The sequence below is a fragment of the Myxococcus sp. CA051A genome (assembly GCF_013336705.1).
GTDB lineage: Bacteria > Myxococcota > Myxococcia > Myxococcales > Myxococcaceae > Myxococcus > Myxococcus llanfairpwllgwyngyllgogerychwyrndrobwllllantysiliogogogochensis.
On sequence record NZ_JABUMS010000003.1, the window covers coordinates 471,442 to 493,808 of the forward strand.

General features: G+C 70.1%; 21 protein-coding genes. 14 read left to right on the forward strand and 7 right to left on the reverse strand.

The features are described from left to right. Nucleotides 1-87 precede the first annotated feature (87 nt). Nucleotides 88-678: a GAF domain-containing protein gene (locus HUA74_RS11910; RefSeq protein ID WP_141647437.1), complete on the reverse strand. Its 591-nt coding sequence runs from the start codon at nucleotides 676-678 to the stop codon at nucleotides 88-90. 301 nt (nucleotides 679-979) lie between these two features. Then, nucleotides 980-1,240: a hypothetical protein gene (locus HUA74_RS11915; protein ID WP_141647436.1), complete on the reverse strand. Its 261-nt coding sequence runs from the start codon at nucleotides 1,238-1,240 to the stop codon at nucleotides 980-982. 302 nt (nucleotides 1,241-1,542) lie between these two features. On the opposite strand from HUA74_RS11915, the gene HUA74_RS11920 reads away from it, so the two are divergent. The 4 genes from HUA74_RS11920 to HUA74_RS11935 all read left to right on the forward strand — a co-directional run bounded on the left by HUA74_RS11920 (nucleotide 1,543) and on the right by HUA74_RS11935 (nucleotide 6,576). Further along, nucleotides 1,543-1,992: a hypothetical protein gene (locus HUA74_RS11920; RefSeq protein ID WP_141647435.1), complete on the forward strand. Its 450-nt coding sequence runs from the start codon at nucleotides 1,543-1,545 to the stop codon at nucleotides 1,990-1,992. A 48-nt stretch (nucleotides 1,993-2,040) separates the two neighbouring features. Beyond that, nucleotides 2,041-3,474 (forward strand): ATP-binding protein, encoded by a 1,434-nt coding sequence (locus HUA74_RS11925; protein ID WP_174454855.1) that lies wholly within the window; start codon nucleotides 2,041-2,043, stop codon nucleotides 3,472-3,474. Then, nucleotides 3,471-4,811, forward strand: a complete 1,341-nt coding sequence (locus tag HUA74_RS11930; RefSeq protein ID WP_141647433.1) for a sigma-54 dependent transcriptional regulator — start codon at nucleotides 3,471-3,473, stop codon at nucleotides 4,809-4,811. Before HUA74_RS11925 ends, HUA74_RS11930 begins: the two co-directional genes overlap by 4 nt. Before the next feature lie 508 nt (nucleotides 4,812-5,319). After that, a complete protein-coding gene (locus HUA74_RS11935; protein WP_174454649.1) occupies nucleotides 5,320-6,576 on the forward strand; it encodes a peptidase C39 family protein in 1,257 nt (418 codons plus the stop codon). A 163-nt stretch (nucleotides 6,577-6,739) separates the two neighbouring features. On the opposite strand, the gene HUA74_RS11940 is transcribed toward HUA74_RS11935, so the two are convergent. After that, nucleotides 6,740-7,657: an SDR family oxidoreductase gene (locus HUA74_RS11940; protein ID WP_174454650.1), complete on the reverse strand. Its 918-nt coding sequence runs from the start codon at nucleotides 7,655-7,657 to the stop codon at nucleotides 6,740-6,742. A gap of 76 nt (nucleotides 7,658-7,733) precedes the next feature. Here HUA74_RS11940 and HUA74_RS11945 point away from each other — a divergent pair, with 76 nt between their 5' ends. After that, a complete protein-coding gene (locus HUA74_RS11945) occupies nucleotides 7,734-8,366 on the forward strand; it encodes a TetR family transcriptional regulator (RefSeq protein ID WP_174454651.1) in 633 nt (210 codons plus the stop codon). Nucleotides 8,367-9,446: 1,080 nt separating this feature from the next. Next, complete coding sequence (locus HUA74_RS11950; protein WP_371817228.1) at nucleotides 9,447-11,213, forward strand: L,D-transpeptidase family protein; 1,767 nt, start codon at nucleotides 9,447-9,449, stop codon at nucleotides 11,211-11,213. Nucleotides 11,214-11,216: 3 nt separating this feature from the next. On the opposite strand, the gene HUA74_RS11955 is transcribed toward HUA74_RS11950, so the two are convergent. The 3 genes from HUA74_RS11955 to HUA74_RS11965 are packed head-to-tail and all read right to left on the reverse strand — an operon-like array spanning nucleotide 11,217 to nucleotide 13,078. After that, nucleotides 11,217-11,630, reverse strand: coding sequence for a secondary thiamine-phosphate synthase enzyme YjbQ (locus tag HUA74_RS11955; RefSeq protein ID WP_141647429.1), 414 nt, complete (start codon nucleotides 11,628-11,630; stop codon nucleotides 11,217-11,219). 3 nt (nucleotides 11,631-11,633) lie between these two features. Next, the gene (locus HUA74_RS11960; RefSeq protein WP_174454652.1) at nucleotides 11,634-12,380 is read right to left on the reverse strand and encodes an alpha/beta hydrolase; all 747 of its coding nucleotides are present in this window, start codon (nucleotides 12,378-12,380) and stop codon (nucleotides 11,634-11,636) included. Further along, on the reverse strand, nucleotides 12,380-13,078 hold the full coding sequence (locus HUA74_RS11965; protein WP_141647427.1) for a peptidylprolyl isomerase: 699 nt from the start codon (nucleotides 13,076-13,078) through the stop codon (nucleotides 12,380-12,382). The genes HUA74_RS11960 and HUA74_RS11965 overlap by 1 nt, the downstream gene beginning before the upstream one ends. 175 nt (nucleotides 13,079-13,253) lie before the next feature. Here HUA74_RS11965 and HUA74_RS11970 point away from each other — a divergent pair, with 175 nt between their 5' ends. Then, nucleotides 13,254-14,219: a hypothetical protein gene (locus tag HUA74_RS11970; RefSeq protein WP_174454653.1), complete on the forward strand. Its 966-nt coding sequence runs from the start codon at nucleotides 13,254-13,256 to the stop codon at nucleotides 14,217-14,219. A gap of 55 nt (nucleotides 14,220-14,274) precedes the next feature. Beyond that, nucleotides 14,275-15,363 carry a peptidylprolyl isomerase gene (locus HUA74_RS11975; protein WP_174454654.1) on the forward strand — a complete coding sequence of 363 codons (1,089 nt, stop codon included), beginning with the start codon at nucleotides 14,275-14,277 and terminating at the stop codon, nucleotides 15,361-15,363. Nucleotides 15,364-15,379: 16 nt separating this feature from the next. Here the strand turns inward: HUA74_RS11975 and HUA74_RS11980 are convergent, their stop codons facing one another. After that, the gene (locus HUA74_RS11980) at nucleotides 15,380-16,234 is read right to left on the reverse strand and encodes a lipase (protein WP_254625019.1); all 855 of its coding nucleotides are present in this window, start codon (nucleotides 16,232-16,234) and stop codon (nucleotides 15,380-15,382) included. A 326-nt stretch (nucleotides 16,235-16,560) separates the two neighbouring features. Between HUA74_RS11980 and speD the strand changes: the two genes are divergently transcribed. From speD to HUA74_RS12010, 6 genes are read left to right on the forward strand one after another with little or no spacing between them, the layout of a single operon-like run. Then, a complete protein-coding gene (gene speD / locus HUA74_RS11985) occupies nucleotides 16,561-16,860 on the forward strand; it encodes an S-adenosylmethionine decarboxylase (protein ID WP_246137686.1) in 300 nt (99 codons plus the stop codon). Continuing rightward, the gene (locus HUA74_RS11990) at nucleotides 16,857-18,755 is read left to right on the forward strand and encodes a DUF4178 domain-containing protein (RefSeq protein ID WP_174454656.1); all 1,899 of its coding nucleotides are present in this window, start codon (nucleotides 16,857-16,859) and stop codon (nucleotides 18,753-18,755) included. The genes speD and HUA74_RS11990 overlap by 4 nt, the downstream gene beginning before the upstream one ends. Nucleotides 18,756-18,784: 29 nt before the next feature. Further along, nucleotides 18,785-18,946, forward strand: a complete 162-nt coding sequence (locus HUA74_RS11995; RefSeq protein ID WP_174454657.1) for a hypothetical protein — start codon at nucleotides 18,785-18,787, stop codon at nucleotides 18,944-18,946. Beyond that, entirely contained in the window at nucleotides 18,946-19,173 is a 228-nt protein-coding gene (locus tag HUA74_RS12000; RefSeq protein WP_141647619.1) for a DUF350 domain-containing protein, read from the forward strand. The genes HUA74_RS11995 and HUA74_RS12000 overlap by 1 nt, the downstream gene beginning before the upstream one ends. A 41-nt stretch (nucleotides 19,174-19,214) precedes the next feature. Then, nucleotides 19,215-20,711: a polyamine aminopropyltransferase gene (locus HUA74_RS12005; RefSeq protein ID WP_141647618.1), complete on the forward strand. Its 1,497-nt coding sequence runs from the start codon at nucleotides 19,215-19,217 to the stop codon at nucleotides 20,709-20,711. Beyond that, entirely contained in the window at nucleotides 20,702-22,333 is a 1,632-nt protein-coding gene (locus HUA74_RS12010; RefSeq protein ID WP_174454658.1) for an FAD-dependent oxidoreductase, read from the forward strand. The genes HUA74_RS12005 and HUA74_RS12010 overlap by 10 nt, the downstream gene beginning before the upstream one ends. The last annotated feature ends 34 nt before the right edge of the window (nucleotides 22,334-22,367 follow it).

Below are 22,367 nucleotides of genomic sequence, written 5' to 3' on the forward strand. Positions count from 1 at the left end.
AGAAACGCTCGGCGGAGGTGTCCACGCGCGAGAGAGGGGGTCGCCGATGCCCAGGCTGCCCGGCGACCAGGGGAGCGACTTCGAGTCTCAGTGCCCCGAAGCCGGAGTGCGACCCACCGCCGCGCGCAGGCTGGTGCGGACCTGATCCAACGACGAGCGCATCTGCCCGTGGCGCACCGACGCCGCCACCGCCCGCGCCAGCGACTTCAAGAGCGATACCTCTTCCGGCTTCCACGCCCGGGGACGGCGGCAGTCCTCGAAGACCGCCACACCCCACCACTGCTGGCGCGAGGGGTTGATGGGGCACAGGAGGATCGACTGCGTTCCCTGGCGCTCCAACAAGTCCCTCATCATGGGCGGCGCGTCACGGGTGGGGCACGCCACCACCATTCCCGCCTCCAGCATGTCCACCCAGCCCGGCGCGAAGTCCCGGAAGGAGAAGGCGCGCAGCACGGGGTTGGCCAGCGCGGACGCGGTGGGCGGCTCCGCCCAGGCGTAGCGCAGGTCCGTCACGAACCGGCCGTACGTCTGCTGCGTGCGGTTCTCGAAGATGTACGCCCGGTCCACGCCCAGCGCATGGCCGACCATCCCCAGGGACTCGACGGCGGTGCTGGGCCCGAGCCCCTTCTCCAGCAAGAGCTTCGAGGCTTCCGACACCTTCGAGAAGGCTTCCACCATGGGGTGACTCCAGGAAAAGACGAATTGCAACGGGTTCCGCAAGTATCCGGAACGGACTGTCATCCTCTGAAGTCACATTAAGCGCGATTACTGTGTTTCTGTCAAATCCCAGTTTTACTGAAAGTCAAGAGTTCGTGCCGCAGACAATGACCCAGGAGGGGTGTAGATGACACAGGTGCTTTTCCGAGCAGGCTGGGCCGGCGACGGAGTGTCCGGGGCAGGACAGACCCTGAAAATGCCACGAGGGCGCCCCCTTGGAAGGGCACCCTCGTGTGGATTCCTCAGAACGAGGAAGTCGAGACTACTTGGTCTCGGCGGCGGTCTCGGCCTTGGGGGCCGCCTTCTTGGCCTTCTTGCCAGCCTTCGGCTTGGCCTCGGCGGCGGCGGGCTTGGCCTCCTCGGCCTTCACCTCGGCGGCGGGCGCGGGCTGCGCCTCGGCGGGAGCCGCGACGGGCGCGGCGGCGGCCGGCTTGGCCTCGGCGGCGGGGGCGGCGGCGGGAGCCGGGGTGTTGGCAAACGCGGTGGCGGCGGCGAGCAGGGCGGCGGCGAACACGGTCTTCATGGAAAGCTCCGTTGAGGGGGGACGACGCGAGATTGCGCCGTATCAGCGGGCAGGCGCTTGAGCAGCACGCGTGCCAGCGGCCTCTTCCGAGTGAGGCGCGGCGCTCGCGGGCCGGGTGCTGGGGAGAAACTCCTCAGTTGAAGCTCCAACATTGGGGGCTTGCTCCCCAGACAGGCACTTGTCGCTTTGACGACACCGGGGCACTTGAGCAAGCTTCGCGGCCATCCTCGGCGAGAGGGTATGGGCCCGTGGCACCTCGTCGTCGCGAATCTCTCGCGACCGCGGCGCGGGAGAGACGGTGTATGCGGTTCCTGTGGTTCGCGACGGCTGTGGCGTGGCTGGCGACGGGGTGCGCGCGAATCACGCCTGAGCGCCTGGAGGCGCAGGTCCAGGAGACCTTGCGCTGGCAGCGCGAGTACCAGGTGGAGCGGGAGCGCACCGAAGCGGTGGCGATGCGACTGGCGGCGCTGGAGGCGACCATCGAGCGGCTGACGCAGGAGCGCGCCGAGGTGGAGCAGGGCCGGCTGGCGCTGATGGAGGAGCTGGTGCGCACGGAGGCGGACCGGCACGCGCTGGAGGAGCACAACACGCAGCTGCTCGCGCGCGAGCGGGAGCTGAACGAGCTGCGGGAGATGCACGAGCAGCTCTCCGACGTCTTCTATGAGTCAGCGTTGGAGCGGGCGCGGCGGCGGCTGCCGTCGGCCCGGCAGCCGGACGCCCCTGAAGCAGGCGACGGGACGGCGGTGCCTTGACGGAGGGCTGGGTCCTCGGGCCCGTGCCGCCGTGGTAGAGGTCGGACCCTGGTGAGCTCCCGGACGTCCATTCGCGGTTATCGCGCAGGCTTCTTCTTCGTGGTGGCCCTGCTGTCCGCCGTCACGGCCTTCACGCTGTGGACGGAGGTCCGCACGGGCACGCAGGTGGACGCGCTGGTGCAGGAGGCGCTCGAGCGCGCCAGCCTCATCGGCCGCATCCGCGTGGACGCGCTGTCGCTGGAGTCCGCCATCGAGGCGCACATCCGCGCCACGGACGACGCCGAGCGCAAGGCCGCGGACGCGGTGATGGAGGAGATTCTCACCGACATCCGCTTCGCCTCGGAGGCGTACACGCGCAACCTGCCGCCGGGCGACAAGGCGGTGTGGGAGCGCTTCAACGCGGCCTGCCAGGGGTTGGCGGACCAGGTGCGCGCGGCGGCGGTGTTCTCCCAGCGGCGCGAGGCGGACCGGGCGCGCCGGCATCTGGCCGAGCGCATCCGCCCGGTGGCCGCGCAACTGGACGCGCTGGGCGGCTCGCTGTCGGAGGAGAACGCGAACGAGGCGCGCCGGCTGGTGGGGCGCCTGGCGGACCTGCGCGTGCGCAACACGGCGCTGGGCGCGGGCACCACGCTCCTGGCGATGCTGCTGTCCATGCTGGTGGGGTGGCACATCACCACGCTGCTCAAGCGTCAGGACGCGACGATTCACGGCCAGCTCGCGGAGCTGGGCCGGCACAACGAAGAGCTGGATTCCTTCACGCGTCGCGTGGCGCATGACCTCATCAGTCCGCTGGCGCCGCTCAAGGGCTACCTGACGCTCATCCGTCGCACGGGCGCGGTGAAGGACGCGGGCGCGCTGGAGATGCTGGCGCAGTGTGAGTCGAGCGCGGTGCGCATGGGTGAGCTGATTGAAGCGCTGCTGCGCTTCTGTCGAGCGGGCACGCGCGGCGAGCGCACCGTGGGCGAGCTGGACACGGCGGTGACGACGGTGTTGCTGGAGGTGGCGCAGACGGCGGCGGCGCAGGGCGTGGCGCTGGAGCGGACGCTGCAAGCGGGCGTGGCGGTGGATTGTCCGGGGCAGTTGCTGCAAGTCACGGCGCGCAATCTCCTGACGAACGCGGTGAAGTACACGGCGGGCCGGCCGGAGCCACGGGTGACGGTGAGTGTGTCCACCGAGGGGACGGACGCGGTGTTGGAGGTGGTGGACAACGGCATCGGCATGGGGCCGGTGGCGATGGCCTCGCTGTTCCAGCCGTTCTTCCGCGCGCCGGAAGTCCGCTCGTTGCCAGGGCATGGGTTGGGCATGGCCACCACGAAGCGCGTGGTGGAGGCGCACGGTGGGACGTTGACGGTGCGTTCGGAAGAGGGGAAGGGCACGCGCGTGGTGGTGCGCTTCGCGCGCGTGACGCGGCCGACGGTGGGGAGCACCGTCGAGTCCGTGGAGTCGTCCACTGCTTCCGCGAATCGCAAGGTGGCTTCATGAGTACATCCCGCATCCTCGTCGTGGACGATGACCCTCAGGCGAGGGACTTGCTCCAGCGGTTGCTGGGGCCCCTGGGCGCGGTGTCGCAGGCGGCGCACCCGAAGGCGGCGCAGGAGAAGCTGGCGGAGGGCTCGTTCGACCTGGTGCTGACGGACATGGCCATGCCCGAGCCGGGCGATGGCCTCAAGGTGTTGCAGGAGGTGAAGGCGCACCTTCCGGACACGCCGGTGATTGTGGTGACGGCGTTCGGCAACATCGAGGGCGCGCTGGACAGCATCCAGTTGGGGGCCTTCGACTACCTGGCCAAGCCCTTCGACGTGGACGCGATTCTGCGCGTGGCGCGCCGGGCGCTGGAGCAGAAGCGGTTGGTGGAGGAGAACCGCTCGCTGCGCCAGCACGTGGACCGCAGCGCGCTGGTGGGGCGCAGCCCGGCGCTGCTGGAGGTGTACAAGCAGGTGGCCCGCGCGGCGGCGAGCAACGTGCCGGTGCTGATTACGGGCGAGACGGGCACGGGCAAGGAGATGGTGGCGCGGGCGCTGCACAATCGCTCGCCTCGCTCCAACGGTCCGTTCATCCCCGTGGACTGCGGCGCCATCACCGAATCGCTGATGGAGAGCGAGCTGTTCGGCCATGCGAAGGGCAGCTTCACCGGCGCTTCGGGCGCGCGGCGGGGGGTGTTCGAGGAGGCGAATGGCGGGACGCTGTTCCTCGACGAGATTGGCGACGTGGGGATGAAGGTGCAGTCGCAGCTCCTGCGCGTGTTGCAGGAGGGCGAAATCCGGCGCGTGGGTGAGAGCGTGCCGGTGAAGGTGGACGCGCGCGTCGTCGCGGCGACGAACCGGGACTTAAAGGAGCGGGTGGCGGAGGGAGTGTTCCGCGAGGACCTGCTGTACCGGCTGGACGTGGTGCACCTGCACCTGCCGCCCCTGCGCGAGCGGCGCGAGGACATCCCGGCGCTGGTGGTGCACTTCGCGTCGCGACATGCGCGGGGCGGAGTGAGCCCGGTGGTGACGTCGGAGGCGATGTCGCGGCTGACGGCCTACGACTGGCCGGGCAACGTGCGGCAGTTGGAGAACGTGGTCGCGCGGGCCCTGGCGCTCAACGTGACGGGCGTGCTGGGGCCACAGGACTTCCCGGAGCCGATTGGCGATGCGCCCAAGCGACTGACGGGGCTGGCGGGGGACATGCCGAGCCTCGCGGAGCTGTCGCGGCGGTACGCGGCGCACGTGCTCCAGGCGGTGGGCGGCAACAAGAGCGAGGCGGCGCGGCTGCTCGATGTGGACCGCAAGACGCTCTACAAGCTGCTGGAGGCGTCGGGCGCGGAGGCGGAGTCGTAGGGCCGAGAGGCGTTGCCGCCGTCTGGCTGAGTCGGCGGTGCTTTGCCTCCGAGGGAATCGGAGCGGTGCCGCGCATGGCTCGGGGGCAGCGTTCGTGAGAGGCGAGGCGGAATGCGCGGCTTCGACACTGCCTGAAGGAGTCGGAGCGGTGCCTCGCATGGCTTGGGGGCAGCGTTCGTGAGAGGCGAAGCGGGATGCGCGGCTTCGACACTGCCTGAAGGAGTCGGAGCGGTGCCTCGCATGGCTCGGAGGCAGCGTTCGTGAGGGGCTCCGAGAGGCGGCGAAGCGGGATGCGCGGCTTCGACACTGCCTGAGGGAGTCGGAGCGGTGCCTTGCGTGCCGTGGCGACCGCCTGGTTCGTCACCGTTCAGGTGAGGACCCTTCGGTGCGTGTCATTCCGCTGCGCCTGAGAATGAACGTCGTGGGCGCATGACGTCACGTCGGTGGAGTGCGCCAACGCTGCGATGCGCCTTGTGCTGGGTGGGGCCGGTTTCGCAGACTCCGCGCCGTGAACGCGCGCTCCCTGTCGACGCTGGCTCTTCTCCTTGCTTCCACGCAGACGGCTTGTGTCTCGCAGCAGAAAGGTCGTGAGGACTCACCTTCGGACGAGCCGGGGCCCCCGGCTCGACTGTGGCGGCGCAGCGCCGTAGAGCGCGACTTCGAGCGCTTCACGCGCGAGGGCACCGCGCTCACCGGGGATGGAGCGTTGGTGCTGGACGCGTCGGCGCGGACGGACAGCGTGCCCGTTCCCACGGGACGTAACGAGGACGGTGGCACGCGCTATCACGAGGCAACCTACCGGCTGGGGAGCGCCGTCTCCGAGGTCCAGCTCGTGCCGGGCGGCTTCACCAGCGTGGTGCCGTCCTTCGATGCGCAGACGCCTCCGGGCACCTGGGTGAAGGTGACGCTTGCCGCGCGCATCGAGGGCGCCTGGACGAAGGACTACGAGCTGGGCGTGTGGGCCTTCGACAAGGTGCCCGTGGCCCGGCACAGCGTGGACGGGCAGGGGGACGCGGACGGTCAGGTGTACACGGACACGCTCAACCTCAAGCGTCGCGCGGATGCGCTGCGGATGACGGTGTGGCTGTTCTCGTCGCAGCCGGAGGCCACGCCTCGGGTTCGCGCGCTGACGGCGGCGGTGAGCGACAAGCAAGGTGTCGTCGCGGATGCGTCGTCGGACCGGGCGGCCTGGGGCACCGTGCTGGAGGTGCCCGGCCACTCGCAGATGCTGTACCCCGAGGGTGGCCCCGTGTGGTGTTCGCCCACGTCCACCACGATGTTGCTTGGGTACTGGGGGCGGAAGCTGGGGCGGCCCGAGCTGACCACGACGGTGCCTTCGTCCGCCGACCGGACCTATGACTGGGTCTACAAGGGGACGGGCAACTGGGCCTTCAACACGGCGTATGCCTCCGCCATCGGTGACGGGGCGCTGCACGGCGCGGTGTTGCGCCTGGATGGCTTCGCGCAGGTGGAGCGGCTCATCGCCGCGGGCATTCCGGTCAGCATCAGCATCGCCTACGAGGAGGGGGAGCTCACCGGCTCGCCCGTGCGCAGCTCGGATGGGCACCTCATCGTGCTGAAGGGCTTCACGCCCGAAGGCGATGTCGTGTGCAATGACCCCGCGTTCAAGACCGACGAGACGGTGTCCGTGACGTACAAGCGCGACGAACTCTGGCGCGCGTGGCAGCACTCGCGGGGCGCGGCCTACGTGCTCTGGCCTTCCGGCACGGCGTTCCCCGCGGAGGTCATCGGACTGCTGCGCTGAACCGGTGACCCCGTTCCGGGCAACGCCACGGTCCGGGGCGCCGAGAGTTCATCGCGTCGGGCGCGCGTTCATCGCGTCGGGCGCGCGTTCATCGCGTCGGGCGCGCGCTTATCGCGCCGGGCTCGCGCTCATTGCGCCGGGCTCGCGTTCATCGCGCCTCGTGTCACACGGAGGGCGCGGGCTCGAAGTAGTGGCGCTCGGCGAGGTCGGCGAGCAGCCCCGGATGTGTCGGCTGCCAGCCCAGGAGGTCGCGCGTGTGCGCGCTGGACGTGGGGTTGTCGAGCTGGGCGAAGGCGGCGAGGAATCCGAGGTAATTGCTCGCATCTCCAGTCGAGACGCTCCTGGCCGGTAGTCCGAGGCCACGGCCGATGGCCTCGGCGATGTCGCGAAAAGAGATGCCTTCCTCGGCGACCCCGTGGATGCGAGAGCCCGCGGGCGCGACCTCCAACGCCAGTCGGTAGAGTCGCGCCGCGTCGAGCGTGTGCAGCGCCGGCCAGCGGTTGGCGCCGTCCCCGACGTAGGCGGCGAAGCCGTTCTTTCGCGCCATGGTGATGAGCGACGGGACGAAGCCCTGATGGTCGAGCGAGCTGTGCACCGTCGGCGCGAGGCGGATGACGGAGGACCGGACGCCGCGCTTTCCGAGCGCGACCACCGCATTCTCCGCGTCGATGCGGGGGCCGCCCGCGAGCGCATCATGTTCGGTGCCAGGGCGACCGAGCACGGCATGAGCCAGCGCGAGCGTCCCCGCCGTGCCCACGAACGGCTTGCCGGAGCCCTCGAGCACCGCGCTCATCGCCTCGATGGCGCGGAGGTCGGCCATCACCGCACCCGCATAGTCGCCGGTGAAGGCCACGTCATGCTTGAACGCGAGGTGGATGACGCCATCCGCGGTGGCAGCGGCCTCCCGCAGACCTTCGAGGTCATCGAGGTTGCCTCGCCGCACCTCCGCGCCAGCGGACCTCAGGGCGGCGACCGAGGAGTCGGAGCGGGCGAGCCCGACGACCTGGTGGCCGGCCGAGAGCAACTCGCGGATGACCACGGAACCGATGTGTCCCGATGCACCCGTGACAAAGACGCGCATGTGAACCTCCGATGTCAGAAGCTGACATGACTTCTAACACCTGATGTCAGTCGCTGCAATCAGGTAGGGTGGCGCCATGGGTCGTTGGGAACCGAACGCGCTCGAGCGCCTGCAAGACGCCGCGATGCAGCTGTTCCAGGAGCGCGGGTACGACCGCACGACGGTGGAGGAGATCGCCGCGCGTGCGGGGCTCACCGAGCGGACATTCTTTCGCTACTTCGCCGACAAGCGAGAGGTCCTGTTCTCGCGCTCGAAGGAACTCGAGGCGCTCATCGTCAACGCCATCGCGGATGCTCCGAAAGGGATGGCTCCCATCGATGTTGTCGCCGCCGCGCTCGAGGCCCTCTCGCCGGGATTCGAGGAGCGCCGTGAGCATGCATCCAAGCGACAACCCCTCATCTTGGCGCACGCGGAGCTGCGGGAGCGCGAGCTGATCAAACTCGCGTCACTCGCCTCGGCGATGGCGGAGAGCCTCCGGGGACGTGGCGTCGAGAAGACGGTGGCCAACCTGGTCGCCGAAGCGGGCATCGCCATCTTCAAGAGCGCGTTCGAGCGTTGGGTCGAGGACACGAAGAAGCACGAGCTCGCGCATCATGTGCGCGTGGCACTCGCGGAGCTGCGGCTCATCACCGCCGGAGCGAGCGTGGCTCCTTCCTCGCCACTCCCGACCAGGAAGGCACCGCGACGCAGCCGCTCCACCTCCCGGTAGGCTCGAGGAGCGCGGGGCCGAGTGACGCGGGATATGTCTCACGTGAGACATGTCTCGGGGTATCCGGGGCCATAGGGGATTCCTCTCGTGCGGGAGACGGGCAGGGCCCCTCCATTCCGTTGCATGTGACATCCACCGTCAGGACCGCACGGATTACGCACCCGCGCGGAGTCGCGCGCAGGCGGCCCCACCTCGGACGACGTTGAGCAAGCGGGCGAGCCCTCGTACCGTGTCGTCCACATGCGACGTTGGCTTCAGCTCGCCCTTCTCCTGCCTGGAATCGCCTGCACGCCTTCGTCGAAGACGGAGGATTCCCCCTCTCCCATTGAAGGTGTAGCGCCGAGCCCGTCCCTCCCCACGACAGGCAATCCCTCCGCGCCCACGGAGTTCGTCCAAGAGGGCGGAGGGAAGCACGCAGTCCCGTCGTCTCTCCCCACGGAAGCGCCGACCGTGGCGGGAACCCCGGTGTCGCCTCCTACGGATGCGATCGTCCAGGGGGGGCCAGTGGCGCCCTCGACCGTGGCGGGAGGCGCTGGCGCGCCGACCTCGGGCGGGAGTGTCCAAGCGACTCCGGAGGCATCCTCGGCTCAGCCTCCGACGGTTGCGGGAAGCTCGGTGTCTCCGATCTTGGGCGGGAGTGTCCAAGCGACTCCGGTGGCACCCTCGGCTCAGCCTCCGACAGTCGCGGGAAGCTCGATGTCTCCGACGTCGAGCGCGACCATCCAAGGGGGTGCTGTGTCTCCCATGGCAGAGGTTCCGACCGTCGCTGGAAGCACGGTGTCGCCTCCCTTGGGCGGGAGTGTCCAAGCGACTCCGGTGGCATCCTCGGCTCCGCCTCCGACGGTCGCGGGAAGCTCGATGTCTCCGACGTCGAGCGCGACCATCCAAGGGGGTGCTGTGTCTCCCATGGCAGAGGTTCCGACCGTCGCTGGAAGCACGGTGTCGCCTCCCACGGGAGCGACTGTCCCAATCAGTCCAGCGGCTCCGACGGTAGAGGCTCGGCCCGGTGTGGTGTCGCCCTCCGCGGGGGCGAACGGTGCTCAGGTCGCGGGCACGACGGTTCCCGCGGGAGATGCCGCCGTGCCCGCTCATAGCCCCGTGCCGAACGGGCTCACCTCCGCTGAGACAGTCGGCTCGGAAGACGGTGGCACGCCACGGTCCGGAGTGGCGGGAAGCCAGGCTCCCGTGGCCTCCACTCCGGGAGACCTGCTCGCCGCCTGGAATCGGACCGCGCCCGTGCTCGACACGGATGGGGGCCCCTCGCGTCCGGCTTCCGCCGCGCGTCCAGGCTCGGACTCCCGCGACTCGGAGGACGACTCCTCCGCGCACGACGAGCCCTCGCTCGCCATCGACCCCGCGCTCAGCGCGATGCCCAAGCCCGAGCGCCACGAGGACGCCCCCATCGTGGACCCCGAGGAGTCACCGCCTCCACCCGCCGAGCAGCTCGTCGTCATCCCCGACAAGCGGAACCCGGGCGTGGAGCTGGTGCTCGGCCCGGATGGTGAGCCGCTGGAGGACACCAGCCTCGTGCTCGACGACCCATCCCTGGAGCCCGACGAAGACACCTCCGGCACCCCCACTGCCAGCGGCGCGGACGCGGGCACCGAGCCCGTCGCGATTCCCTATCAGCCCGACGCGGGCTCGCTGCGCGTGCGCCGCTCCATCGCGGTCCGCTCCGCGCCTCGTCAGGACGCGCCTCCCCTGGGCACCGTGGCCCAGGACATGCGCGTGCTCTGGAAGGGCGAGACGGCCATGCGTGGCCCCGAGTGCGAGACCTGGGTGGAAATCCAGCCCCGTGGTTGGGTCTGCGAGCGCTACCTGGAGCGCAACTTCCGCGAGCCTCGCGTCAGGGATTTGCCCCGCCTGCGCGAAGGCGAGCTGACACCCGGCACCTATGCCCGCGTCGTGGGCAAGCGCGTGCGCGCCTACCCGAGCCTCGCCCTGGCCCGCTCGCGCAGACGGGGTGTGCTGCTGAAGGGCTCGGTGACGGTGCAGCTGCGCGGACAGGTGCGCGTGGGTCGACGCACCTTCTGGCGCACGACGGATGGCCAGTACCTGGAGGCCCGCGTCCTGCGCGAGTACCGGCCCTCCGCCTTCGTCGGCGTGGACGCGGACCAGCTGTCGGAGCTGTCCTCGCCCTTCGCCTGGGCCCAGTCGCGCGTGAAGCCCACGGCGCCCATCGAGGTGAAGGTGGCCCCTGACGCGAAGGCCGCTCGGGAGACGGTGCTGCCCCCGCGGACCCTGGTGGCCGTGCGCGAGCTGTCTCCCGACGGCAACTGGGTGCTCATCGCGGAGGACCACTGGGTGGCGCGCGAGGACCTCCACGTCGCCTGGTTCACCCACGCACCCCCCGGTGTGGAGCCCGGCGCGCGCTGGCTCGACGTGGACCTGGATGCCCAGGTGCTCGTCGCGTACGAGGGCGAGCGCCCCGTCTACGCCACGCTCATCTCCTCCGGTAAGCCCGGCACGGACACCCCCGAGGGCCTCTACCGCGTGTGGATCAAATTCGCGGAGGCCGACATGACGGGCAACGGCACCGCGGGCAATGACACCTACCGCGTGGCCACCGTGCCGTGGACCATGTTCTTCGAGGAGGACTACGCGCTGCACACCGCCTACTGGCATGACCGCTTCGGCGAGCCGATGAGCCACGGCTGCGTCAACCTCGCGCCCAGGGACGCTCGGGCCCTCTACGGCTGGGCCGCGCCGGAGGTCCCCACCGGCTGGTCCATGGTGCACGCCACGCCCGAATCGCCCGGCTCCTGGGTGCGCATCCGGGGGCAGGCGCGCATCCCCCTCAAGGAGCGCAAGGTACGCGTCGTCGCCAGCACGCGCGGACTGCGCTGACGCTCAGCCCACCACCGACACGGTGACGCGTCGGCGGTGGGGCGAGGCGCGGTGCTCCCAGACGTAGACGCCCTGCCACGTCCCCAGGCTCGCCGCGCCGTCCTTCACCGGAATGCTCAGCGAGTTCTGCGTGAGCACCGTGCGCACGTGCGCGGGCATGTCGTCGGGCCCCTCCGCGTCGTGCACGAAGAGGGGGTCCCCGTCCTTCACCAGCCGCGCGAAGAAGGACTCCAAATCCCGGCGCACGTCGGGGTCCGCGTTCTCACACAGAATCAGGGACGCGCTCGTGTGGTGGAGGAACACGGTGCACAGGCCCTGCTTCGCGCCGCTGTCCGCCACCGCTTGCTGCACGTCCCGGGTGATGTCCGTGAAGCCGCGCCCCTGCGTGGGCACCGTGAACTCCTTCGCGTGGTACATGCCTCAGTCCCCCAGCCGCGCCTTCAGGAACGCAGCCAGCCGCTCCAGTTCCTCGACGTCCAGCGTGTGCGGTCCATCGAAGGGGAAGAAGTCCACGGACAGCCCCGACTGCACCAGCGCGTCGCGCAGCCGCTCGCCCGTCGCGAAGGGCAGTACGTCATCGTGACGGCCGTGGCCCTGGAACACCGGCAGCCCTTGCCGGGCCTGGGCCTTCTGCTTCCACTCCGCCTCCGCGATGAGTGTGCCCGACAGGATGAACAGCCCGGCCGGCCGTTCCTCCAGCCGCAGGGCCACGTCCGTCGTCACCATGCCGCCCTGGCTGAAGCCGCCCAGGACGATGCGTCCATAGGGCAGCTTCGACGTGGTCGACAACGCGTCCACCACGGACATGAGGGCTCGACGGGCGGCGGGAAGCCCCTCGGGCACTTCCTTCGAGTAGGCCTCCCAATCCCGCATCTGTCCGCGCATGAAGGCCTCGGGCAGGTGGAACCAGGCGCGCCCCTGGGGCATGCCCCACTGGGCCATCGTCAGCGGGCCGGCGGGAACGACGAAGCGCACGCGCTCCGCCAGCACCGGCTCCATGGCCATCAGCTCCGGCACCAGCGACACCAGGTCCGTCCCCGCGGCGCCGAGGCCGTGGCAGAGAATCACCGCCAGGTCCGGCACGGTGCCCTCGGCGAGCCCGTCCACCACCTGGCAGTCCAGCTCGCCCAGGCGCGTGGCCACGCGTCGGAGGTTGCGTCGGTCCATCACTGCGCGCCGGCCGCGTCCGCGAGGGTAATCTTCTGGATGATGACGGGGTCCACAGGGCGGTCGCCCGGGCCCGTGGCGACCTTGGAGATCTTCTCCACGACGTCATAACCCTTCACCACCTCGCCGAAGATGGTGTGCTTGTTGTTGAGGTAGCTCGGCGTGGACGTGGTGATGAAGAACTGGCTTCCGTTGGTGCCCGGTCCCGCGTTGGCCATGGCCAGCAGGCCCGGCTTGTCGAACGTGCGGCCGCTCTGGAACTCGTCCGCGAAGCGGTAGCCCGGGTCACCGCGGCCGGAACCCGTGGGGTCTCCGCCCTGAATCATGAAGCCCGGAATCACGCGGTGGAAGACGACGCCGTCGTACAGCGGCTTGCCCGTCACGCGCTCACCGTTGCGAGGGTCCGTCCACGTCTTCTCACCCGTGGCGAGCCCCACGAAGTTGGACACCGTGTTCGGCGCGTCCTTGGAGAACAGCCGCACGACGATGGGGCCCTGGTTCGTCTCCAGCGTGGCCTGGATGTCCTGGCCGCCGTACGCCTTCTTCATCCACTCGCCCGGGCCTTCCGCTGCGGGCGCGGGGGCCTTGGGGGTGGCCGAGGCGGGGGTGGAACCACCCGTGGATTCCTTCTTCTCGGAGTCCTTGCAGGCGGCGACGGTGAGGCACAGGAGGAGGGCGCTGAGGATTCGGATGTTCATGGGGCGCGCAGATTACCCGACCTCCGCCGGATTACAGGGGGTTACGTCGTCCCGCGCGGGCAGGGCGTTGTCTGGGAGGCAAAATCGCCCGCCAGCGACCCGGGTCGACGCAACATCTGGAACCAGGGCACGATGATCCCCACAGAACACCCTGAATTGCGTCTGGAGTCCTGAGTTGGCGCCCATCGAGCCTCGTCCCACCGCCCCGAATTCCGCTCCCACCGCTCGGCCCGCACAGCCGTCGGCCGCGCCGCCTCCGGCGCCCCGGGCTGACGTCCTGGCGCCGCCCGCCGCGAGGTCGGACCGCTGGGAGCAGCTTGGCAACGAGGTGGCCCGGGGCACCAACGGGGTGAGGCAGTTCTCCGACGCGGTGGGCGCCACCCAGGTGCGTCGCACGCAGGGCCCCATCCGCTTCGGACCGCTCGAGACGGGGCTCACCGGCACCACCGTGGAAGGCGTGAACACCCGAAGCGCCCGCTGGGCCGGCGGCGTGTCCACGGCGGCCAGCGTGGCGCAGCTCCCGGGCGCGGCCTACCTGTCGTTCCGCGACGTGCGCGATGCCTTCCGCAACCCGTCCGGCGAGTCCGCCAACAGAGCGCTCGGCTCCGTGTCGGGCCTCGCGTCCACCGGCCTCAACGTGGCCAAGGGGGGCCTGGACCTCGCGGGCAACGTGAGCAACTTCCGCGCGGCGGCCAACGCGGCGCGCACCGCCTTCACGCAGGCCGCTCCGGAGGCCACGGGCGCGGTGGCGAACCGCGTGGCGACCTCCGCCGCGTCCGAGGCCGCGCAGGGCTCGTCCCGCCAGGTCACGCGTCACGCCGCCGCTCGCGCCGCGGGCGAGGGACTGGAGGACGCGGGCCGTCTGGGCGCCAACGCCGCTCGCACCGCGCTGCAGGGGGGCGGCACGGCCGTGGCCAGGGCCGCGGGCCGCTTCGCGCCGGGCCTCAACGTCGCCATCGCCGCCGCGGACACCGCCGCCGCCGCGAGCACGCTCGCGGACCCGAACGCCGCGGTGGGCAAGAAGGTCACCGCCGGAGTCACCGCGCTGGGCTCCATCGCCGCGGCCACCAACATCCCGGTGGTCAGCCAGGCGGGCGCCGTCGTCTCGACGGTGTCCAGCTTCGTGGGCGCGTTCTTCTAGGCGCCGCGCGCCTCCTCCGCTCTGTGTTATCCGGAGCTTCCGGAGCGGAGGAAGCATGACGTCCCAGAACGACCCGAAGGGTGGCGGTGCGCGCTCGCTGGCCGAGCTGCACGCGCTCGGAATCATGAAGCGCATGCCCGCGTCGCTGTCGCTGGGCAGCACCGAGCCTGTCTCCCTCCCCACCGTGCAGGCGCCGTCCCTGGAAGGGCTGACGGTGGCCGTGGTCGCACCCGGCCCCATCGACGAGCAGGCCCTGGTGGAGCGCTTCGATTCGCTGCGCCGCCAGCATGCCGACCGCCGTGAGCGCCTGGCGGGCGAGGCGGTGGGGCCCGACGACGAGGTGCTGCTGGACGTGCTCGGCTTCGCCGACGGCCGGCTCATCCCCTACTCCGCGCGGGAGAACTGGCGCGCGGAGGTCGCGCCAGACGCGCTGCTGCCCGGCTTCTTCGAGGCGCTGGTGGGCGCGAAGGTGGGCCAGTCCTTCGGCATCGAGCTGAAGCTGCCGGACACCTACGTGGTGGAGTCGCTGCGCGGCGTGACGGCGCGCTTCCTGCTCGACGTGAAGGCGGCCTCCGAGTTGAAGCTGTTGGAGGATGACTCGCCGGAGCTGCTCAAGCGCCTGGGGCTGGGCACCCTCACCGACGTGATGGCCCACCTGGGTGACACGCTCGCCCGCGAGCGCACCGAGGAGATGGACCGGCTCACCCAGGAGCGCGTGCTGGACGAAGTGGTGTCGCGCACGAAGGTGACGCTGACGCCCGCGCTGGTGGACGAGGAGATTCGCCGCCGCTGGGCGGAGACCGAACGGCCCCTGCTGATTCGCAAGGACTTCCAGCCGAACGAGCTTCAGGAGGCGCTGGAGGGTTGGCTCAGGGAGCCCCTCACCCGCGCGGACACGGAGCGACGGCTGACGTTGGCGCTGGCGCTGCGGGCCATCGCCGCGCGCGACCACGTGAAGCTCGCGAAGGGCGCCGTGGACGCGCTGGTGGCCGACCTGGCCGGGCTGTCCGGCGTCTCCCGCCAGGACCTCATCCGCGCGATGAAGGAAGACACCCTGCTGGCCAAGCGGGTGGAGGACCTGGCGCTGCACTTCGCCACCATCGACAGCGTGATGCGGCGCGTGTCGCTGACGCCGCCGACCTGACGTCGCGGCGGTTGTTTCAAGGCGTCTGGAGCGCCAGCGCCACCATCACCTCGGTGACATCGCCGGGGTGGTAGCGGCCCAGTCCCGGGAAGGCGCGCAGCGCGGCCTCCGCGTGGTCCATGTCGTCCAGTCGCACCACGCGCGCGCCGGGCACCTCCGCGTCCAGCGCGGTCACCATGCCGTCGGACGCGTAGCGGTAGCGCTCGTCCAGGTAGCGCTGGAGCGGATAGAGCGACGACAGGCGGGACAGCCGCGAGGTGGCCAGCGACACGGTGGGGATGTCCGCCGGGTAGGGGTGCTGGCGGATGAACGCCATGCGCTGGGGATAGGACAGCTCCTCCACCGAGCGGGACACCCCGTGGAACAGCAGCGGGAAGGCGAAGTCGATGAGCCTGCGCATGTCCGGCGTCGAGGCCAGGTCATGGGCAATGGACGAGCCGCCATAAGGCGCCTGGAGCGTCACCACCGCGCGCACCACCCGGCGCAGCTCCGGGTACAGGGCGAGCACGGCGGTGCACTCGACGCCGCCCTTGCTGTGGCCCACCAGCACCACCGAGCGGCCGAAGTGCTCCGCGTCCAGCAGCGCTTCGCGCAGCACCGCGACGTTGTCGAGCAGCAACCCCTCCGTGTCCACCGACGCCTCGAGCACGTCCAGGCCCCGGCGCTCCAGCCGCTGCACGTTGTCCAGCAGGTAGCCGGGCAGCTCGTCCCCCAGCATCCCGCGCACCAGCACGTACTGATGGCGCCGCGCCTCGTCCGGGAGCACGGGCTCGCCCTCGCGCACGGCTCGCAGCAGGTCGTGGAAGCGGCGGGTCAGGTCCACCGTGGGTGGAGTCATCCCCGCGGGCACGCGCTTGAGCCAGCCGGCCATGCCTCCACAGCCAGGGCCCCACCAGCGCGGCGCCGCGGGCAGTCCTCGGAGCCCCCGCGTCAGCCGGGCGATGGCACCCGGCTCGCGAGGCGGCGAGGGCGTGGAAATGGGGGGAGGGGGCGCGGGGACTTCGGGGGAGGACCGCTGCGTCATTTCACGCGGAAGCGTACCGGCAAGGGGTGGCGCGGCGCCAACATCCGGGGCCCTGGCGCGAGCGGCTTTCGTGCGTCGCCTCTCGTGCTAAGTAGTCCAGCAGAGGCGGGAGGACTTCGAAGCTGACCACCGGACAGGAGTGGCTGGTTGATGCGAGCGGCTGCTCGCCTGGATTGCTCAAGGACGCGGCGGCGTTGGCGGCGCTCTTCGAGGAGCTCCTCGTCCTGCTCGACTTGAAGGTCGTGGGCCAGCCGCAGTGGCACGTATTCCCCGAGCCCGGTGGCATCACCGGACTGACGCTGCTTGCGGAGAGTCACCTGGCCATCCACACCTTCCCCGAGCATGGCTTCGCCGCGCTCAATGTCTACTGCTGCCGCCCCAGGACGCGCCCCGACTTCGAGTCGCTGTTGGCGCGTCACCTGAAGGCGGCCTCCTGCGAGGTGCGGGAGCTGAAGCGGGGGGTGATGGCGTGAGTCAGGGGAGGTGTCCGTCGTGCGGCGCGGATGTGGAGTTCACCGCCGGTTCGGCGCAGGTGGTGGTGTGTGGCCACTGCCAGACGGTGGTGGCTCGCAAGGGCGCTGACTTCGAGGCGCACGGGAAGATTGGCCGCGTCGTCGTCACTGACTCGCCGCTCCAACTGGGCGCGGAGGGTCGCTACGCGCGCACGGCGTTCCAGGTCGTGGGCCACCTCCAGAAGGACCATGGCGCGGGCCCGTGGGACGAATGGTACGTGGAGTTCTCCGACGGCCGCACCGCGTGGGTGAGCGAGTCCGAGGGCGCCTTCCACCTGCTGTTGGAAGCGGGCGTGGAAGAGGGCGTGTCGCTGTCGGACCTGCACCCCGGTGAGCGGCTGCGCCTGCGCAACCGCGTCTGGGTGGTGGAGGAGCGCGGCCACGGCAAGGTGGTGGCCGCCGAGGGGCAGCTCCCCAGCGACGTGGACCCCACGCAGGACTCCTATTACGTCGACGCCACCGGCTCCAAGGGCGCCTTCGTCACGCTCGACTTCGGCACGCGGAACAAGGACCCGGAAGTCTTCATCGGCGAGCGGCTCAAGCTGGAGCAGCTCGGGATTCCCGCCGAGCAGCTCCGCCCGCGTGCCCGCCGCAAGGTGGACCTCCAGCAGGCGCGCTGCACCGAGTGCAACGGCCCCCTGGAGCTGCGGGCCCCGGACAAGTCCCTGCGCGTGGGCTGCCCGTTCTGCGGCGCGCTCCTGGACGTCAGCAAGGGCAAGCTGTCCTTCCTGCGGCTCCTGGAGAAGCCGGACCACGCGCCCATCATCCCCCTGGGGGCGAAGGGCACGCTGAAGAACACCGAGTGGATGTGCATCGGCTTCCTGGTGCGCTCCTGCACCGTGGAGGGCGTGCGCTACCCGTGGGAAGAGTACCTGCTCTTCCACAAGTCCAAGGGCTTCGTCTGGTTGATGCTCTCCAACGGCCACTGGGTGTTCCTGGAGCCGCTGGCGGCCGGTGACGTGGAGCTGTCACCCCTGTCGTCCGCGTACTTCGAGGGCCGCCGCTACAAGGCCTTCCAGAACGTCCACGCCGTCACGGAGAACGTGCAGGGCGAGTTCTACTGGGAGGTGACGGCGGGCGAGTACGCCGAGGCCGCCGAGTACGTGTCCCCGCCGTACTCCATCAACGTGGACTCCACCGAGGACGAGGTGACGTACACGTATGGCGAGTACCTGCAGCCCGAGGTGGTGAAGGAGGCGTTCAAGCTGAAGGAGGTGGGGCCGACGTACGGCATCCTCCCCAGCCAGCCCAATCCCCACGCGGCGGGCATGCGCTCCACCATGCTGTGGTCCTTCCTCTGGCTTCTGGGGCTGCTGGTGCTGTCGGGCATCTTCTCCGTGAACTCGAGGGAAGAGGTGGTGCTCCAGGAGAACGTGACGGTGCCCGCGGACGCGGCCTCTGGGACGCCCGCCGCGATGAAGTTCAGCGCGCCCTTCGAACTGACCAAGCGCGGCAACATGAAGGTGGAGGTCGCCGCGGGCCTCAGCAACGCCTGGATGGGCGTGCAGGGCGACCTGGTGAACCAGGAGACGGGTGACGTGGTGAGCTTCTACCAGGAGCTCAGCTACTACCAGGGCAACGACAGCGACGGTTTCTGGAGCGAGGGCAGCCCGAGCGACAGCCTGTACCTGTCCGCGCTTCCGGCGGGCAAGTACGTGCTGCGCACCACGGCGGCCTTCGACGCGTCACCCCGGCCGAGCGTGCGCAACTACAGCGTGAAGCTGGTGCACGACACGCCCAATGGCACCTGGCTCTGCGTGGCGCTGGTGCTGATGCTGCTGGCGCCGGTGTTCGCCTTCGTCCGCTCCCACGGCTTCGAGACGCGCCGGTGGGCGGACAGCAACCTGACGGAATAGACGCGCATGGCACGACACGGAGGCGCGGCATGAAGTGGTTCGGTGGACTGGTGCTGCTGGGTTACACGGCCATGATGATGTCCGGGTGGTCGCCCTTCACCAGTGAGGAGAGGGACCGTGTGCCGGGCAACGTGCGCCGAGGCCCGGGTGGCATCCTGTTGTGGACCGGTGGTTTTCAGGGAGGGAAGTGATGCTGTTACTCGGCGTCGTCGTGAGCTGGCAGGGTGTGCTGGCGAGCGTCATCTATTCGCTCATTGGCCTGGCGGTGTTCGTGGCGGGCTTCTTCGTCATCCGCCTCATCATGCCGTTCGACGTGCACAAGGAGCTGGAGGTCGACCAGAACACGGCCGTCGGCATCGTCATCGGCTCCTTCATCCTCGGCCTGTCCATCATCGTGGCCGCGGCCATCGGTGGTTGAGGGGCGGGGACTCCCGCTCGAAGAAGAAGTGAAGTGACGACGTGAACAAGACGCTGCTGTACATCACCGTCATCGTCATCGCGACGTGCGGGCTCGTCTACGAGCTCGTCGTCGGGGCGCTCGCCAGCTACCTGCTGGGTGATTCGATTACCCAGTTCTCCACCGTCATCGGTGGCTACCTCTTCGCGATGGGCATCGGCAGCTACCTGTCGCGCTACATCGACAAGGGGGTGGCGCAGCGGTTCGTGGAGGTGGAGCTGGCGGTGGCGCTCCTGGGCGGCCTGTGCGCACCGGTGCTGTTCCTCACCTTCACGCTGACGGACCTGTTCCAGGTGGCGCTGTACGGCAGCGTCATCATCATCGGCACGCTGGTGGGGCTGGAGATTCCCCTCCTGCTGCGCATCCTCAAGGACCAGCTCAAGTTCAAGGACCTGGTCAGCCAGGTGCTGTCGCTCGACTACCTGGGCGCGCTCGCCGCCAGCGTCGCCTTCCCGCTGCTCCTGGTGCCGAAGCTGGGGCTGGTGCGCACCTCGCTCCTGTTCGGCATCCTGAACGCGGCGGTGGGCTTGTGGAGCACGTGGCTGCTCGCGCCGCTGTTGGGCAACCCGCTGCGCCTGCGCGTCAAGGCGGTGCTGCTCACGGTGCTGCTGGTGGTGGGCTTCGTGCTCGGAGACCGGCTCACGACGTTCTATGAGGACCAGCTCTACGCGGACGACGTGGTGCATGCGTCCAGCTCCCCCTACCAGCGCATCATCCTCACGCGCGGCAAGCGGGGCTTCTCGCTGTTCCTCAACGGCAACCTCCAGTTCGCCAGCGTGGACGAGTACCGCTACCACGAGTCCCTCGTGCATCCGGCCATGGTGCGCGCGGGAAGAATCGAGCACGTGCTCATCCTGGGCGGTGGAGACGGGCTCGCCGCGCGCGAGGTGCTGCGCTACCCGGAGGTCCGCTCCGTCACGCTGGTGGACCTGGACCCGGCGATTACCGGCCTGGCCATGGGCTACGGCGAGCTGGCGAAGCTCAACGGGAACGCGCTGACGGATGCGCGCATGCGCGTCGTCAACGCGGACGCCATGCAGTTCCTGATGGAGGGAGACCAACGCTACGACGTGGTGATTGTGGACTTCCCGGACCCGAACAACTTCGCGCTGGGCAAGCTGTACACCACGGGCTTCTACAAGCTCCTGAAGAAGCGGGTGGCGCAGGACGGGGTGGCGGTGGTGCAGAGCACCAGCCCCCTGTTCGCCCGGCGCTCCTTCTGGTGCGTGGAGACGACGCTGAAGGCCGCGGGCTTCTGGACGCAGCCGTACCACGCGCTGGTGCCCTCGTTCGGCGAGTGGGGCTACGTGCTGGTGTCCCACGAGGCCCCCGGCCACCACCGGCCGCTGCCGGAGGGCCTGCGCTTCCTGGACCTGCCCACGCTGGAGTCGCTGACGCTGTTCCCCCCGGACATGAGCCCCCTGCCCGTGGAGGTGAACCGGCTGAACAACCAGGTGCTGGTGCACTACTACGAGGAGGAGTGGCGGCGGTGGAACTGACGCGGCGAGAGCTGGTCGCCGCGTTCCTCGGCTCGGCGGTGGCGAGCGGGTGCAAGCGCGAGCAACCCCGGGCCCCCATTCCGGGCGCTGTCGTCGACCGCGCTGTGGAGGTGGGGCACCGGCTGCGCGGTGGGCCGCTGCCTCGCGCGGAGACGCTCGAAACGGTGGACGTGCTGGTGGTGGGCGCGGGCGTGGCGGGCCTGTCCGCCGCGTGGCGGCTGGCGGGCGCGGGCGTGAAGGACGTGCGCGTGGTGGAGCTGGAGTCGGAGGCCGGGGGCACGTCGCGCTCCGGGAAGAACGCCGTGTCCGCCTTCCCCTGGGGCGCGCACTACCTCCCGGCGCCGCTGGAGGACAGGGGCCCGGTGGTGCGGCTGCTTCGCGAGATGGGCGCGGTGTCCGGCGTGGACGCGCAGGGCCTGCCGACCTTCGAGGAGACGCTGCTCATCCAGGAGCCGGAGGAGCGCCACTTCTACCGGGGCCACTGGTACGACGGGCTCTACCTGCGCGTGGGCGCGACGGCGGAGGACCTGGCGGAGCTGGAGCGCTTCGATGCGCGGATGAATGCCTTCGCCGCCGCCCGGGACGCGAAGGGACGCAAGGCGTTCGCGGTGCCGACGGCGCGCTCCAGCGATGACGCCGAATGGACGGCGCTGGACACGCTGAGCATGGCGGCCTGGCTTGCGCGCGAGGGCTTCCGCTCCACGCGGTTGAAGTGGCTGGTGGACTACGCGTGCCGCGACGACTACGGCGCCACGTCCGAGCACATCTCCGCGTGGGCCGGCATCTGGTACTTCGCCGCGCGCCAGGACGGACAGGGCGAGCGCAGCGAGGGCTTCCTGAGCTGGCCCGAGGGCAATGGCCGGCTGGTGCACCAACTGCTCTCCGCGCTGCCTCCCCGCGCGGTGGAGCGCGACGTGCTGGTGCACACGGTGGAGCCGGGCGAGCAGGGCTGCCGGGTGGACGCGCTGGATGCTCGCACGGGCAAGCCTCGCTCCTTCCAGGCGCGACAGGTGGTGCTCGCGTGCCCGCGCTTCCTCGCGGCGCACCTGGTGGCGCCGTGGCGGACAGCGCGGCCGGCGTGGCTGGATGCCTTCACCTACGCGCCGTGGGTGGTGGCCAACCTGACGCTGTCGTCGCCGCCGGTGTCGAGAGGCTTCCCGCTGGCCTGGGACAACGTGTTCCAGGAGAGCAACAGCCTGGGCTACGTGGTGGCCACGCATCAGCGCCTGCGTCAGGACGAGAACGGCCCCACGGTGCTCACGTGGTACCTGCCCATGGCCGGCGCGGACGTGAAGGCCGAGCGCACCAAGGCGCTCTCCGCCAGCTACGCGGACTGGGAAGCGCTCGTCATGGCGGACATGCGTCCGGCGCACCCGGGCATCGCCCAGCAGGCGCAGCGCCTGGAGGTGCAGCGCTGGGGCCACGCCATGGTGCGGCCGACGCCGGGCTTCATGTGGGGACCGGAGCGCCGGGCCGCGCAGGAGAGCGTGGGGCGCCATCTGCACTTCGCGCACACGGACCTGGGTGGGCTGGCCCTCTTCGAGGAAGCCAACTGGTTCGGAGTGAAGGCCGCGGAGCGCGTCCTGACAGAGCTGGGGCAGGCTTCCGCGAGCTGGCTCTAGCTTCCCTCCTTCCGCGAGGTGCCAGGGGCTGGCG